Source organism: Leptospira broomii serovar Hurstbridge str. 5399 (assembly GCF_000243715.2).
In the GTDB taxonomy this organism is placed as follows: domain Bacteria; phylum Spirochaetota; class Leptospiria; order Leptospirales; family Leptospiraceae; genus Leptospira_B; species Leptospira_B broomii.
Map to the genome: position 1 here is coordinate 1,660,477 of NZ_AHMO02000008.1, position 14,465 is coordinate 1,674,941.

General features: G+C 43.5%; 13 protein-coding genes. 10 read left to right on the forward strand and 3 right to left on the reverse strand.

Annotated elements, in window-relative coordinates; genetic code table 11:
* Window positions 1-6: 6 nt before the first annotated feature.
* Window positions 7-1,464 carry an Asp-tRNA(Asn)/Glu-tRNA(Gln) amidotransferase subunit GatB gene (gene gatB, locus LEP1GSC050_RS13335; RefSeq protein ID WP_010571707.1) on the reverse strand — a complete coding sequence of 486 codons (1,458 nt, stop codon included), beginning with the start codon at window positions 1,462-1,464 and terminating at the stop codon, window positions 7-9.
* Window positions 1,465-1,584: 120 nt separating this feature from the next.
* On the opposite strand from gatB, the gene LEP1GSC050_RS13340 reads away from it, so the two are divergent.
* Genes LEP1GSC050_RS13340 through LEP1GSC050_RS13350 form a run of 3 tightly spaced genes read left to right on the forward strand, consistent with a single transcriptional unit; the run spans window position 1,585 to window position 3,742 of the window.
* Window positions 1,585-2,340 carry a ParA family protein gene (locus LEP1GSC050_RS13340; RefSeq protein WP_010571708.1) on the forward strand — a complete coding sequence of 252 codons (756 nt, stop codon included), beginning with the start codon at window positions 1,585-1,587 and terminating at the stop codon, window positions 2,338-2,340.
* Window positions 2,327-3,058: a hypothetical protein gene (locus LEP1GSC050_RS13345; RefSeq protein WP_010571709.1), complete on the forward strand. Its 732-nt coding sequence runs from the start codon at window positions 2,327-2,329 to the stop codon at window positions 3,056-3,058. The genes LEP1GSC050_RS13340 and LEP1GSC050_RS13345 overlap by 14 nt, the downstream gene beginning before the upstream one ends.
* Window positions 3,059-3,742, forward strand: a complete 684-nt coding sequence (locus LEP1GSC050_RS13350) for a toxin-antitoxin system YwqK family antitoxin (RefSeq protein ID WP_010571710.1) — start codon at window positions 3,059-3,061, stop codon at window positions 3,740-3,742.
* Window positions 3,743-4,023: 281 nt separating this feature from the next.
* Here the strand turns inward: LEP1GSC050_RS13350 and LEP1GSC050_RS13360 are convergent, their stop codons facing one another.
* The gene (locus LEP1GSC050_RS13360; protein WP_010571711.1) at window positions 4,024-5,067 is read right to left on the reverse strand and encodes an LIC_10230 family protein; all 1,044 of its coding nucleotides are present in this window, start codon (window positions 5,065-5,067) and stop codon (window positions 4,024-4,026) included.
* A 28-nt stretch (window positions 5,068-5,095) separates the two neighbouring features.
* On the reverse strand, window positions 5,096-6,109 hold the full coding sequence (locus LEP1GSC050_RS13365; RefSeq protein ID WP_010571712.1) for a hypothetical protein: 1,014 nt from the start codon (window positions 6,107-6,109) through the stop codon (window positions 5,096-5,098).
* Window positions 6,110-6,244: 135 nt separating this feature from the next.
* Here LEP1GSC050_RS13365 and LEP1GSC050_RS13370 point away from each other — a divergent pair, with 135 nt between their 5' ends.
* From LEP1GSC050_RS13370 to mtaB, 7 genes are all read left to right on the forward strand, one after another.
* Entirely contained in the window at window positions 6,245-7,627 is a 1,383-nt protein-coding gene (locus tag LEP1GSC050_RS13370) for an ABC transporter permease (protein ID WP_010571713.1), read from the forward strand.
* Between the two features lies 1 nt (window position 7,628).
* Window positions 7,629-8,321 (forward strand): ABC transporter ATP-binding protein, encoded by a 693-nt coding sequence (locus LEP1GSC050_RS13375; protein WP_010571714.1) that lies wholly within the window; start codon window positions 7,629-7,631, stop codon window positions 8,319-8,321.
* An 11-nt stretch (window positions 8,322-8,332) separates the two neighbouring features.
* Window positions 8,333-9,181: an ATP--guanido phosphotransferase gene (locus LEP1GSC050_RS13380; RefSeq protein ID WP_010571715.1), complete on the forward strand. Its 849-nt coding sequence runs from the start codon at window positions 8,333-8,335 to the stop codon at window positions 9,179-9,181.
* Between the two features lie 110 nt (window positions 9,182-9,291).
* Window positions 9,292-11,832 (forward strand): ATP-dependent Clp protease ATP-binding subunit, encoded by a 2,541-nt coding sequence (locus LEP1GSC050_RS13385; RefSeq protein WP_020987450.1) that lies wholly within the window; start codon window positions 9,292-9,294, stop codon window positions 11,830-11,832.
* Window positions 11,833-11,908: 76 nt separating this feature from the next.
* Window positions 11,909-12,334 (forward strand): hypothetical protein, encoded by a 426-nt coding sequence (locus LEP1GSC050_RS13390; RefSeq protein ID WP_040911693.1) that lies wholly within the window; start codon window positions 11,909-11,911, stop codon window positions 12,332-12,334.
* Window positions 12,335-12,371: 37 nt separating this feature from the next.
* Window positions 12,372-13,166 (forward strand): tetratricopeptide repeat protein, encoded by a 795-nt coding sequence (locus tag LEP1GSC050_RS13395; RefSeq protein WP_010571718.1) that lies wholly within the window; start codon window positions 12,372-12,374, stop codon window positions 13,164-13,166.
* Complete coding sequence (gene mtaB, locus LEP1GSC050_RS13400; RefSeq protein WP_010571719.1) at window positions 13,147-14,463, forward strand: tRNA (N(6)-L-threonylcarbamoyladenosine(37)-C(2))-methylthiotransferase MtaB; 1,317 nt, start codon at window positions 13,147-13,149, stop codon at window positions 14,461-14,463. Before LEP1GSC050_RS13395 ends, mtaB begins: the two co-directional genes overlap by 20 nt.
* Window positions 14,464-14,465: the final 2 nt, after the last annotated feature.

Genomic DNA, 14,465 nt, shown 5'->3' on the forward strand with positions numbered 1-14,465 from the left:
ATTGAACTAACTTTTAGGGGGGAGCGGACCTAACTTATCTAAAAGCATTTGATTCACTAGATTCGGATCCGCTTTACCCTTGGAAACTTTCATTATATAACCGACGATTGCGCCAAGGGCCCTATCTTTTCCGGATTTATATTTCTGCACTGCATCTTCATTGGCGGCAATCGCTTCGTCTACGATTCTTTCTATCTCCTTATCGTCGCGGACTACGATAAGGTTCTTTTCAGTGACGATTATTTCCGGATCCTTCTCGTTCGAAAGCATTTCTTCAAAAACGGTTTTTCCGATTTTTCCTGAAATTTTACCGTCTGCGATTAATTTAACCAATTTTCCGATTCGTTTCGGTCCGACATTAAATTCAGAAATAGTAATGCTTTCCTTATTAACGATTCCAAGAACTTCGTCTTTTACCCAATTGGAGGTCCGTTTCGGATCGCCGGAAACTTGCAAAGCTTCTTCATAATAATCTGCGATTTCCCTTTCTGCCGTAAGCACTTCCGCGTCATACTTAGGGAGTCCAAGTTTTTCGATAAATCGACTCCTTCTGGCATCCGGCAATTCCGGCAATGTTTTACGGATATTTTCCACGGTTTCTTTGGTTAGTATTATGGAAGGAAGATCGGGATCCGGAAAATACCTATAATCGTGACTCATCTCTTTGGTTCTCATCGTTACGGTGATATTGGCCGCGGAATCCCAAAGTTTGGTTTGTTGCTGAAATGTTTTTCCTTGAGATAGCATTTCAGTTTGCCATTCGACTTCATAGTCAATGGCGGCCTTGACCGCTTTAAACGAGTTCAAATTCTTGATTTCCACCCGCGTTCCGAATTTATCCGAACCTATCGGACGAATAGAGACGTTCGCGTCACAGCGAAGAGATCCTTCTTCCATATTGCAATCAGAAACGCGAATATATCTGAGAATGGACTTAAGGGAAAGAAGGTAATGATATGCTTCATCCGAGGAACGGAGCTCCGGTTCTGAAACGATTTCGATCAAAGGAGTTCCCGCGCGATTCAAATCAACGTAAGATTGGTGAACATTTTGATCGGCAGAGTGGATAAGTTTTCCAGCATCTTCTTCGATATGAATTCGAGTGAGATGTACATATTTCGGTTTTTCCTCGCCTTTGACGGTAAAGGAAACCCCGCCACCTTGACAAATCGGCCGGTCAAATTGAGATATTTGATAACCTTTCGGCAAATCCGGATAAAAATAATTCTTTCGATCAAATTTAGTATGGAGAGTAATGTCAGAACCGAAGGCTAAACCGGCCATGATCGCTTTATTTAAAGCTTCTTCGTTTAGTACGGGAAGTGATCCCGGTAAACCGAGGCAAACGGCCGAGACTTGTGAATTGGGCGGGGCGCCGAATTTTGTAGGGCTGGTGGAGAAAACTTTGGATTCCGTATTGAGTTGTGCGTGGACTTCCAGACCGATCACTACTTCGTATTGCACGTAGGTTCTCCTTTTTTTTACCGCACTCGGCTTGTCCGGGTTTTTTCCTTGTCCCCGGTCTATTGTGGGCTTATGGAGTTATTCTGTGAATAGGATGCTAGCAGGCAACGGATTTTTTAAGTGAAGCAGGTCCTTTGTATAGCTAATCAAAAAGGGGGAGTAGGGAAGACCACTACAGCCGTTCATCTTGCCGCCGGCCTCGCTTTAAAGGGTGAAAAAGTCTTATTATTGGATTTAGACGCTCAGAACAACGCAACCTCCGTTTTTCCGGAAGTCCAACCGGAACCTGGAAGGGATGCGTTCTTAATCTTTAGCGATGCCGTTCCAATAAAGGAATTACATCTTCCGACACGTATTGGAGGCCTTAGTCTCCTGCCTTCTTCCGCAAAACTTTCACAGGTTGACGTTTTACTCGCCGGTAAGCTTGACGGATTTTTTGCTTTAAAGGAAGGCTTGGTATCGGTCTATGAAGATTTTGACCGCGTTGTTATCGATTGTCCTCCTAGTTTATCTTTAATCACGATGAATGCATTTGTTGCTGCAACAGGATTGATCGTACCGCTCCAAGTATCTAAATTTTCCTTGGATGGAATCGAAGCGATTCTAGAAGCGAAATCTGCGACCGTAAAACGGTATAACCCTTCCCTACAAATTTTGGGCGCTCTTTTAACTCTCTATCAGTCAAGAACTACGATGTCACAAACGGTCGTTCCGATGATCGAAGAACATCTTCGCTTATTCGAAGCGAAGATTCCTCCGTCGGTGGCAGTAGAAGAGGCGCATCTTCTGAATCGGACGCTCTACGAGTATCAATCTAAAAATAAGGCCGCAAAAGAATATGTCCGATTTACGGACGAGGTGTATGCTCTTGGCTAAAAAGTCCGATTCGAAGAAAGATCTATTACGGAAAGCTGCCGGAGAAGCGGTCCGAAAAACTTTAGGTGGAGAAACTTCGCCTGTCAAACGAGCCGATCCTAACCAAGAGAACCAAGAGAATGCCAGGTCCTTGCAAATGGGAAATTCTCAACGGGATTTAGAGGAATTGAACGAAGAAACTGTTCCAGCCTCCGAATCGGATAGGAAAGATGAACGGGAAAAACAATTGCCCAAAAAAGACACCCGCTTCAGGATAAACAACGGTATGAGGATCGACGAATATACGCAGGCCCCGTCTTCGGAAGCAAACGGGAATAAAAAATGGCTTCGGATTTTAGGGATCGTTTTTGTCATTCTTCTGGTTTGGTGGCTTTGGCCGGCAAAGCATGAGATCTATATGGATGTAGATAAAATGACTCCCGATAAGGTTGCAGGAATGAGTTCCGAAAAGGAATACCATTTTGCTCACGGACAAGATTTCTTTATCTATTATAAACGCGGGGGATGGTTTTCTCCCAAAAAAATAAAGCTAGCGATTTACAAATTGGATGATAATCGCGCGGAGATAAGCGTTCAAGAAAAGGAATTCAAAAAAAGAATCGAGAAATTCCAAACCTATTACGACGATTCTTTCTTCGACGAGGAAGGTTCCTACGAAGTGGAAGTGAAAGACCAAGACGAAGAGATTCTTGTCACAAAAAAATTCACGATCGACTGAATGAATCGCTTCTACTCCATCGTTCTCCTATCCCTCATAACGACTTCCTGCAACGAAACGACTCGACCGGAAGGAATTCCTGTCGGAGCAAAATACGATAAGGCGCGAAACGTTTATTATCTGGATGAACCGAATCGGCAGAGATTATATTATGAAAGTGGAAAATTGTATTCCGATTGTCCGGTTGACGAAGCTAAACAGTTTCACGGTTTTTGCAGAACTTACGCTAGATCGGAGGATCGAACCGCTTCGGAAGGACAGTACGAACACGGGGCAAAAGTCGGGGATTGGGTCTGGTATTTTCCTGACGGAAAGATTTACGTAAAACAAAAATTCGGAACTCGTCCTCGTCGCCCTGATTCGATATGGCTGGGGGAAGAAGGAAATGAGGAAGGTCCGTATCTGAGGTATTACTCGGATGGAACTTTGGAGTTACGGGGATTTTATAAAGACGGCCAAAAATCGGAGCTTTGGCAGAAGTTTTTTAAAGACGGAGAACTGGAATACTCCGGTTATTATGCGCAGGGAAAAAAAGTCAGAACTTGGTTCTATTATTTTCCTAATCGAACGAAAGAAGCGGTGGAAGTTTTCGATAATGACGGAAAGTTTCTCTCTCGTTCGATATATTCTCCTGGTGGGAAAAAGATTTGCGAAGTCGATTCCAAGGGCGCATCTTGCGGTTAAATTGCACCCTCGGCATTTCGCTTAATTAATTCGGAAATTCTAATATGCTTGGACAAGCTTTCCACTGGGAAAAAATAGCAGGTTGGTCTTTCTTTTTCCTAACGGTCTATTTAAGCTTCTATCTAACGATCGCACATCGCGGAAGCGAAGCTTTGCTGATTAGTCTAATGCTCACCCATTTCGGGATTTATTTTTCGTTTCGTAAAAGTTTGAACAAGAAGGTTTTTGTCGTTTTGTGTTTGTTTCATCTTATTACGGTGTACTTTTTCGGAAGGTATACGTTAGAGATTTTGTCCGCCATCGATGGCTGGAAACAAGTTTTCTAAAATTCCGATATTCATAATCAAAAGCGAGAAGATAAACACGATAAATAGCACGACTAAAATAAGACCGAAAGTCCCGAAGAGAATATTTCGCACGAAACGTAACTGTAGATAACTAATTCCGATCGCGAGGTTTTGAAATTTACCCAAATCCCCGCTTTTACCCAGTCGGAGGTAGTTTCGAATATAAAATCCGGAAAGCACCAAAAGTGCGATTAAGAGTAAAACTCCGAATTGACTCGCGTAATTCCTTTGTAAAAGGAATAGGGGAATATAAACAAGATTTCCTACCATCGTGCCCAAAGCGATGATTCCTAAAAAGTGAAGGATCGAATTTACGAATGTTTCACTTTCCGCTTTGCTACCGGTTCGAAACTCGGCCTCATCCTCCTTCAGATTTCTTAAGGACGAAAAACGGTCAGCTTCGACGTTCGAGAATACCTGGTCTATCGTCAGCGACATATAGATCAGAAATACGATCCACCCTAACGTTAATAAAATGGCAGGGACGCCCCAAAAATTCGTTCCTACAGTTCTTACTGCTGCTCCGATTAATGTCGGTAGAATTGAAAAGGAATAGATGATACCGAACACATACAGTATTCGATTCATGAAAGTATAGAAGAAGGTCTTGTATCGAAGAGAAACAAAAGAGGAAACGGATAGTAATCCCAAGAAACAATAAAAGAAAATTTGAATCCTTTGTCCTAACAGGATCCTTCCCATTCGATCAATCGTATCTTCCGGTTGAGAATCCGTCGGGATTCCGTTATCGCCTAATTCCGCCAAAATCTTTTGCGTTAAAAACATTTGCGAAATCGCGCCGCCTTGAAAATAAAAACCGGATATGGGTTCTCGACCTGTTCCGTCTAGCATAGCTTCCATAGTCGTCGTGTCGTTTGCATCCAGAAATGTCGGTTGTAGAAAAAGCTGGAAAAGACAGACAAATAACAAGATGAAGGGGATTATATAGGCAAGATGGAGGCGGGAAAATTTTTTCATCGGGTGGTTTCTTTTTTAAAAAGGTAGCTTAGAATAAAAATACAAAAACCGCAACCATTCCGATTCCGACGACACCTAAAGCGATTAGCACCGTTAATAGTAGACTCGATTCGCCGGCCTCAAGACTGGAGGAAGCCTCGTGAGAGGCGGAGCTTTTTTTTGCCGGTGTTTTTTCACCGGTGTAAGGTCTTACTTTTATACTATTTTCTTCTTCGTAAATCTTCCCGAAAACATCGACTCCAATTCTGATTACGGTTTCGCTCTCCGTACCTTGATTTTCAGTCGCAACGATTGTGGCTGGTACGGGGCGAATGGACCCGTCTTCCATTTTTAATTTCATGGTGTCGATTACGCCTAGTGTCGTTGGATCGCCCGGGTTTAATTGAACTACAATTTGGTCTCCCGGTTTTAATTGACTTACAGGAATTCCGGAAACTGGAGAGAGAATAAATTTAAACTGAATTCTCGTCGCATTCTGCGGAATAGAAGCGTCGATACCGGTTGCGACTACATTGCTACCCGATCCGGGAGTTGAAGATTCGTCTAAAGACGGAGGTCCATCCCCTTCCGCCGAATCTAAATTCTCGATAGACTGGCCGCTCATGCTGACGTCTTCGATTTTGTCCCGATCAATGAGGGAATACCAGAGAGTAATATCGGGTTTTGAATTCCCAATCGCCTGATTCGCGACTTGATTGATCAGATATCTGATTTTCTCATCTTCCCTTTTGTTCATATAATGGAGTAATTGCTCCATAAAATCGTCGGATCTACCGGAAGATTGAAATAGTTCGCCAAGCTTATTTGTTAGGTTTTTAAGTTGTTTTCCTTCGTATTTTATCTTTTGACAGATATTGGAAATGTCTTTGAAAGTCGCCCCCGAAAGTGGGACATTGATCAGTTCGCTGCTTCCGACAGCGACTAAATCCAGTCGATCGATATGACTGCTTACTGGGTCGACAATACCTCCGAATAGTACATATAAAGAAGAAGAAGTATCTCGGGATTGAAAAAGGAAGGAGTAAACTTGGTTGGAGGCCATATATCTTTCGAATGAAATCGAACTGTCTCCGATTACCAAGACGGAGTCGACTTTATTTTGACATCCTGCTTCGGAATCGTAGAATTGTCAAACTAAGCAATTTCGCCATTACCGGGAATTTTGCCTGCTTTAATCATGAACTTCCTCTTTTCTCGAACTCCATTGGTTCTTTTGCTTACTTCTCGGTATATTCGCGGTTCTCGTGCAGCCGGTTTATTATCCTTAAAATCCAGAGTTTCTTTCGTGGTGATGGCGGTCGGGGTTTCTCTTTTAATCGTTGTGCTTTCTATTTTCAACGGATTTCAAAGACAGGTGAAAGAATCTTTATGGCAAGGCGGATCGCACATTACGATCGAGAGTAATTCCGGAGCCGGCGAAATTACCGATTACCAGAAAATTATTTCTTGGATAGAAAAGACTCCCGAATTGAAACAAAGAATTGTTTCCGTGGAAGGCGGAATTCAAAGTCACGGATTGATTCAGAACTATAATACTTTTTATCCGGTCATTATCCGAGCAGTTCCCGTATCCAACGTGGACGACCTACTTTTGACCAGATTGCCTAATTTTCCGAGAGTCGTTCATTACAATCGGGATGAATTGGCTCAAATGAATCGTGAAAATTATATCGTCATCGGAAAGGAAATGGAAGGCCTATATAATTTTTCCTTAGGAAGACAACTGACTCTGGCAGTTCCCGGAGGTAGGTTTTCTTTAGGGAAAGGTGTGGAAGTCAGCGTTGAAAACTTTCGCGTTTCAGGTTTTTTTAAAACAGGTAATTATCAATTCGATTCCCGATATGTCTACATGTCGCTACCGATCGCCCAAAGATTTTTTAAATTACGCAATTCTGTTAACCAAATTACGTTAAAAGTAAAGTCGCTCGACGACTTAAGTTATTGTAAACGTAAGCTTTTACGCTTATTTTCTGAACCCGATTTTGAAAGAGAAGTGGAAGTTTCCTCATCGTTATCGGTAAGGACTATCGCAGAGGAGCAGGAAAACTTCCTCGCCGCTCTTAAATTAGAAAAAACGATTATCTCGATCATTGTTTTCTTATTTATAATCCTTGCGGCCTTGGGAATGGTCGCTTCCGTTTATTCGTTAGTCCGCGCTAAACGTAAATCGATAGGCGTTTTAAAGGCATTAGGATTGCCTTCCTCGGATATATTATTGATTTTTACTTTGAATGCGATGTTGGTCGGCATTTTGGCATCTTTGATCGGAGGAGTAACCGGTATCTTTCTCGCAAATTCTCTAGAAAACATTATTAATGGAATAGAGGAAATCATGAATATGTTAGGACCGGATATATCGGTTTTATTCGGAGCCGAGTGGAGTCCGGTAGAGCTGGTGCCAAAACGCATCTATTATTTCGACAAAATACCCGTCGATATAGACATCGCCTTCATCTTTATGGTAACGACCGCCGCTACCATTTTATCCGGAATCGCGGGATACTTTCCGGCTCGTTGGGCAGCTAGTCTTAATCCAGTGGACACGATAAGGAACGACTAACTTGAGTCTTATTAAAATCAGAAACCTCGTCAAAACGTACCATGTGTTGGAGAAAGAATTCACCATCTTGGATCGTTTGGACATGGACGTAGAAGAAGGTCAGATTTTTTCCATTGAAGGGAAGTCCGGAATCGGTAAATCGACTCTGCTGAATATTCTTGGCGCAATGGACGGATTCGATTCCGGCGAAGTCGAGGTTTGTGGAATTTCTCTCGGTAACCTGGACGAAAAAGGAAAGGAAGCGTTTCGAGCGGAGAAAATCGCATTCATTTTTCAACATCACCTTCTTTTACCCGATTTTTCGGCATTGGAAAACGTTGCGATTCCTCTATTAATTCGCGGTGTCTCTCCTACGAGGGCACAGGAGGATGCTATGGCAATGTTAGATAAGGTCGGATTGAAAGAAAGATACGAGAGCTTTCCATCCCAACTTTCGGGAGGAGAAAGCGCTCGTGTGGGGGTCGCAAGGGCGCTCGTAGCCGGGAAAAAATTGATTCTAGCGGACGAGCCCACCGGAAATCTAGATCGGGAAAATTCACGAAATTTAATGGGCCTGATTCAGGAATTGCAAAAGGATTTAAGATTCGGACTGATTTTAGTGACGCACGATATGGAACTCGCAGCGCTCGCGCATAAGCGAAATCAAATTTATCAAGGGAAGCTGCATCCGGCGCATATTCCTCAGACTGTTTAAAACGGTGTGTTATGAGAGATTGTGTCTATTGCGGTATATCCTATGGAGATTGGAAAGAACGCGGTAGAATCGGCTGTGCAAATTGCATTTCCGTTATTGGTGACGAATATTCGACTTTCGTTCCTCGCCAAAGCGAATCGGACTGGGAACCTCCGCTCGGCTTCCCGCTGCGCGATGAGTGGTTCCAATTTAATGCCTCCTCCTTTTTGGAGAAGATGAGAAAAGTAGACGCCTATTCTCTTCCGTTTTCCTACCGGTTTCGAGTTGCGAGAAATCCAAAGCGGTCCGTCTACCCCCTTCGATCTAAAATTCTCCCGGCAATGTTTTTAGAAGAATGGTTTTCTTCCCAAAATATTCAAAACCAAGCGAATCTGGACTTTTTTTCTGAAACACAGATCGCAAAAAAGGGGTCAGACAGTACAAAATGTTTGAGAATTTCCTGGAATGGCGGGACTTTACTCCTGGGGGACGAGGATCATCTTCGTTGGGAATATATAACTAATTCTCTTTACGACTTGGCAATGATCCTAGTGTCGCCCTTTCTAAAAGCATTTTGGGATCCGGAACGGTTCGACTATATAGATGGAATAGGATTTCTCACTTCCTGCCCTACAAATGCCGGAGAGGGAGACAAACTTTCCATCGCTTTGCCTGATTTGTTTACGCAAACAGGAGCGTTGGCGGGTTTTCGATTACCCACCGATTGGGGGTTTTATCGGGAAGATCTAAAGGATAGATTGATCATTTTCCGGAAAAATTTCGGACTAAAACGAAAAAATTCCTTTTTCAATTTAGTTTCATATTTAGCCTTACTAGTAATATTAGGAAAAGAAGCAGGAAAAGCTTCGTTTCCCCCGTAATCCTTTTTAAACGACCAATCCGATATGTTTCTTATAGGGAAAAAGACTCCCGTAGGAAATTTGATGCGAAACCAGTCTAATTGATAGAATCCCTGGGGAAGGCCGCAATTATGTTAGAATTTACAAAAAGAGCTAAACGAGTAATTAACGAGATCGCGCAAGACGAGGCTAAACGTCTCGGCAGCGAATTTATCGGCCCCGAGCATATTCTATTGGGATTGCTTAAGGAAGAGGATTCGGTCGCGATCAAAATCCTAAACAATCTGAATATCAATCTGAACGAGCTCCGAAAGGAAGTAGAGAGACGCACGCGAGAAAGTTCCGCGACTCTGCTCATGGATATGGCGCAAGGTCAAGATCGATATCAAAAAATTATAGAGCTTTCCAAAGAAGAAGCAAAGCGCCTTAAACATAACTATGTCGGGACGGAGCATATTCTTTTAGCTTTGTTACGTGATAATAATAATATCGCCGGCGGCGCTTTATACTCTTTCAGCGTTAATTATAACGTAATTAAGGGAGAAATTTTGCGTTTACTAGGAGCTCCTCCAACGAGTACAGTCGGAGTCTCTAGTCAACCTTCCGCTCAACCAGGTACTCCTCGTGCGGAAAAAACTAAAACTCCGATTCTGGATGAGTTTGCAAGAGACCTAACCCAACTAGCAAGGGATAAAAAATTAGATCCTGTCGTCGGTCGTGCGAATGAAATCCAACGAGTAATTCAAATTCTTTCTAGAAAAACGAAAAATAATCCCGTACTGGTGGGAGAATCAGGAGTCGGAAAAACCGCTATCGTCGAGGGCTTAGCGCTCGCCATTGTGGAGAAGAATGTTCCGGATTTACTCTTCGATAAAAGGGTTCTTTCATTGGATCTTGCTAGTCTAATAGCCGGCACCAAGTATCGCGGTGAATTCGAAGAAAGATTGAAAAAGATCATGAAAGAGATTTCCTCCTCTAATAATATCATTATCTTTATCGATGAGTTGCATACTTTGATCGGCGCCGGAGCTGCGGAAGGCGCGGTTGACGCCGCGAATATTTTGAAACCGGCATTAGCTAGGGGTGAATTGCAATGTATCGGTGCAACGACAAGTACCGAATATAGAAAATACATCGAGCGAGACTCCGCTTTAGAAAGACGCTTTCAAGTCGTAAAAGTCGCGGAGCCTTCGGTGGACGACGCGATCCTAATTCTGACAGGACTGAAAAAGGCATACGAAGCCCACCATAAAGTAAGGTACTCGGATCGTGCGTTAGAACAATCTGTTAAGCTTTCTCACAGGTATATCAATGATAGATATCTTCCTGATAAAGCCATCGATATCATCGACGAAGCGGGAGCAAAAGCTCGCTTAGCGAACTGCGCGAGACCCCAGGCAATCAAGGATTTGGAAGAAGAAATCAAATCTCTTTCTCAAAAGAAGGAAGATTTGGTTCGTGCTCAAGAATACGAGAAGGCAGCGGGCGTTCGCGACGAAGTAAATCGTAAAAAACAATTATTGGAAGAGAAGATTCGGGCGTGGCAAGAGAAGATGGATGATTTTGCAGTCTCCATCGACGAAGACGATATTCTTTCCGTCGTTTCGCAATGGACCGGCATTCCTCTCCAAAGAATGGAAGAGAGTGAATCCGAAAGATTACTGCGATTGGAAGACGAATTGAAACTTCGCGTGGTCGGTCAAGACGATGCGATTGAAAAAATCGCAAAAGCCGTCAGGAGAGCACGTACCGGATTTAAAGCCGAGCGTCGCCCGACAGGATCCTTTATTTTCCTAGGTCCGACAGGCGTGGGCAAGACCGAGCTGGCGAAAGCTCTTGCGGACTTCTTGTTCGGGGATCAGGACGCTATGCTTAGGGTCGATATGTCCGAATATATGGAGCCGCATGCGGTCAGCCGCTTGATAGGAGCTCCTCCAGGTTACGTCGGTTACGACGACGGGGGCCAGTTGACCGAATTCGTACGTAAAAAACCGTATTCGATCATTCTTTTGGATGAAATAGAAAAGGCTCATCATGATATCTTTAATATTCTTCTCCAAGTAATGGAGGAAGGAAACTTAACGGATACCAAAGGTCGCAAAGTGAATTTCCGAGATACGATCATCATCATGACTTCGAATATCGGAGCTAAGGAAATTTCAAGTAGCGTTCGCCTCGGGTTTGAAGATCGTTCCGGCGAAGAAGATAAATATAAATCCGATCAAGCAAGGGAACAGCTCAAGAAGCACTTTAATCCCGAGTTCCTAAATAGGGTAGACGAAGTAGTTTACTTCCGTCCGCTTAAGAGGGAAGATCTCATGAAGATCATGGATATCATGGCTGGCGATACGAACAAACGTCTCTTGGATAAGAAAATCAAGATCGAGCTTACTCAAGAGGCGAAAGACCATTTCATGGATATCGGATACGATGAAAAATTCGGAGCCCGTCCGTTACGAAGAGTGTTCCAACGAGATCTGGAAGACTATATGGCCGTCCAAACTCTCAAGGGTTCTTACAAAGAACCTACTAAGATCACTGTTTCGTTCAAAGAAGGAAAGTTGGACTTTGTTGAAGAACCTTGGACCGATTATAAACCGGCGGACCAAGGTTCGGGCGGGGACAATTCCCCTAATAACCCCGAAAGATCGGAAGAACCGGCTCTCGTTTAAGAGAGTAGGTTGACGGTTGCCCTCCTGGGTAACCGCTCCCGACGGGGAAAAGGACTATAAGGACAGAGGGAAACCTATGCCGTACCTGATCCCAGTCATCTTCGTAGTGTCCTACTTGCTCGTTCGGAAAGTTTGGTTTCACCTCAGAAAGATACGAACCGTTGCTGGAATCGAAAAAATTTCTCTCTGCGTTTTTCAGCCAGATTTATTTCTTCCCGAGGTACGCGTCCTTTACAAATACTACTTTCAGGGCGGGGTCTATTACGGATCCGGATATATACTTCTTACGGATTTTCTCGACAACGAGGAATATGAAGTTTATCGGAATCCCGACGGATTGCCGGTTTTAGAGGTAGGGGAAATTTCGATCATTTCCGAAGAAAAGATCGAGCATTTTCTCGCTACGAGATATCCGAGCATTATTGTCTTCATTGACCCGGTGGAACCCTTTCATTCCCTGATAGACTGTCTGAATGCAAAGTCCATGGGAGTTCCCACTTAAGGAGATTCTCCCTATTGAGCTGGAAAGAGAGATAGAGATGGCTACAAAGAAACATATCACCATCCTTTTATTGGCACTGCTGCCGATCGTATTCGCCGGGAATTCGTTCGGGCAGGAACAAGCGGATTATTCAAAAGCACTAGCCGAATTCCAAAGTGGAAATTCGGAAAAGGCGCTCGAAATTATTAAAGTACTGCATGAGCAGGGGAAGCGTAGTTACGAGACCCATTATTTGGCTGCATTCTGTCATTATAAAGCGGGAAGGATGAAATCCGCTGGAACTCATTGGTCCGAAGCTTTAAAATTGAAACCGGGTGATCCGGCAGTCAGCACTGACTTTGCTCGATACCTTCTTCAAGTTGGTCGGAACGACGACGCCCTGGAAATCATATCAAGATCCTATGAGATCAATCCTAAGAATCGAGAAGTAAGATTGCTATTTGCAACTGCCCTTTTGTATAACGGAAAAGCACGCGATGCATTGCATGTTATCGAAAAATTAAAATCTGAAGATCCGAACGACTATCATCCCCTTGTTTTAGAGGCTCAAGTTTACTATTATTTGGGAAGCGCCGAAAAGGCCGAGGTCAGTTTAAAATGGGCACAATCTCTCGTTCCTAATAACCCAAATGTCTTGAATAATCTGGCTTTGGTGTATGAAAAAGGCGGAAACCAGGAAGCGAAGCGCGGGAATTTGAAGAAAGCATTAGATCAACTAAAGAGTGCAAAAGAACAAATCGAAGCGGCATTGAAGATAAAACCGGAAGATGAAAAGTTTCGGGGAAATCTACAAAGAATCGAGGCGAGAATTAATGCCCTCTCACAAGGCTGAAAAGAAAGTTCTTTTTCATACATTAGGATGTAGGCTTAATTTTTTCGAGTCGGACGGACTTTTTTCTTCCTTGAGTCGCCACGGTTATAGAACCGCCGTCGAAGATGAAATTCCTGATGTAGTGGTGGTAAATACCTGTACTGTCACGAACAAAGCGGATTCCAGAAACCGGAACATTATTCGGAATGCAGTAAAACGATACCCTGGAGCTCAAGTTTGGGTGACCGGTTGTTATGCTCAAACGGATCGTCAATCGATCGAAGCCATTCCAGGTATTGCCGGCGTGGTAGGGAACGAGGATAAATCCCGCCTTCCGCTAATGATATTGGAAAGAGAAGGTGCCGTTAGTTTAGACCGGCCGATTCGATCTGATCGATTTTCTTACTCCGACGTTTTGCCGAACGGGCATACGAGAGCTTATTTAAAAATCCAAGATGGGTGTGATCGGACTTGTTCTTACTGTAAGATTCCGCAAGCCCGAGGAAAGGGGGTCAGTCGCGAATGGACGGACATCCTAGATCAGGTTTCTTTTTTGCAAGATAGCGGGGTAGGCGAGATCATGCTGACCGGGGTAAACTTGGGTTGGTATAGGAACTCCGAAGGCCGAAAAGCATTTCCGAAGTTATTGGAATCGATTTTAAATAAATTGGAATATTCCCGTCTTCGCTTATCATCGATCGAGCCACCTGATGTCGGAACCGAGTTGGTAGAATTGTTGACTCATCCTAGATTTTGTCCTTTTTTACACGTTCCATTACAAAGCGGAAGTAAACATATTCTGAAAAAAATGAAACGAAGTTATACTCCCGAAACCTTTCGGAAACGAATCGAATTAGCTAAATCTAAAATTCCCGGCCTTTTTTTGGGGACTGACGTGATAGTCGGATTTCCCGGCGAGACCGAAGCGGATTTTCTAGATTCGGTAAACATTCTTCAAGATTTGGAATTTGCGAAAATTCATGCCTTTCCTTTTTCCGTCCGCCGAAATACCACTGCGGAAGAATTTCCGGAAACCGTGACCAAGGAAGGTAAGAAGGAAAGAGTTCATTCTCTCATGTCGCTTTCTCAAAATTTACATTCTTCCTACGCGGTGTCACAGTTCGGAAAAAAAAGGGAAGCAATTCTGGAGAAAGACGGAGTCGCAGTTACGGACAATTATCTAAAAGTAATATTACCGACTAAGGACCTTCAAGCTTTAAGTCCCGGACAGTTTCTTACCGTTGAAATCGGGGAATACTTACCCGCTTCCGATAAGGAAGGAAAGGTATCCGGTCGAATTTTGGCTGCCGTAGGCTGATT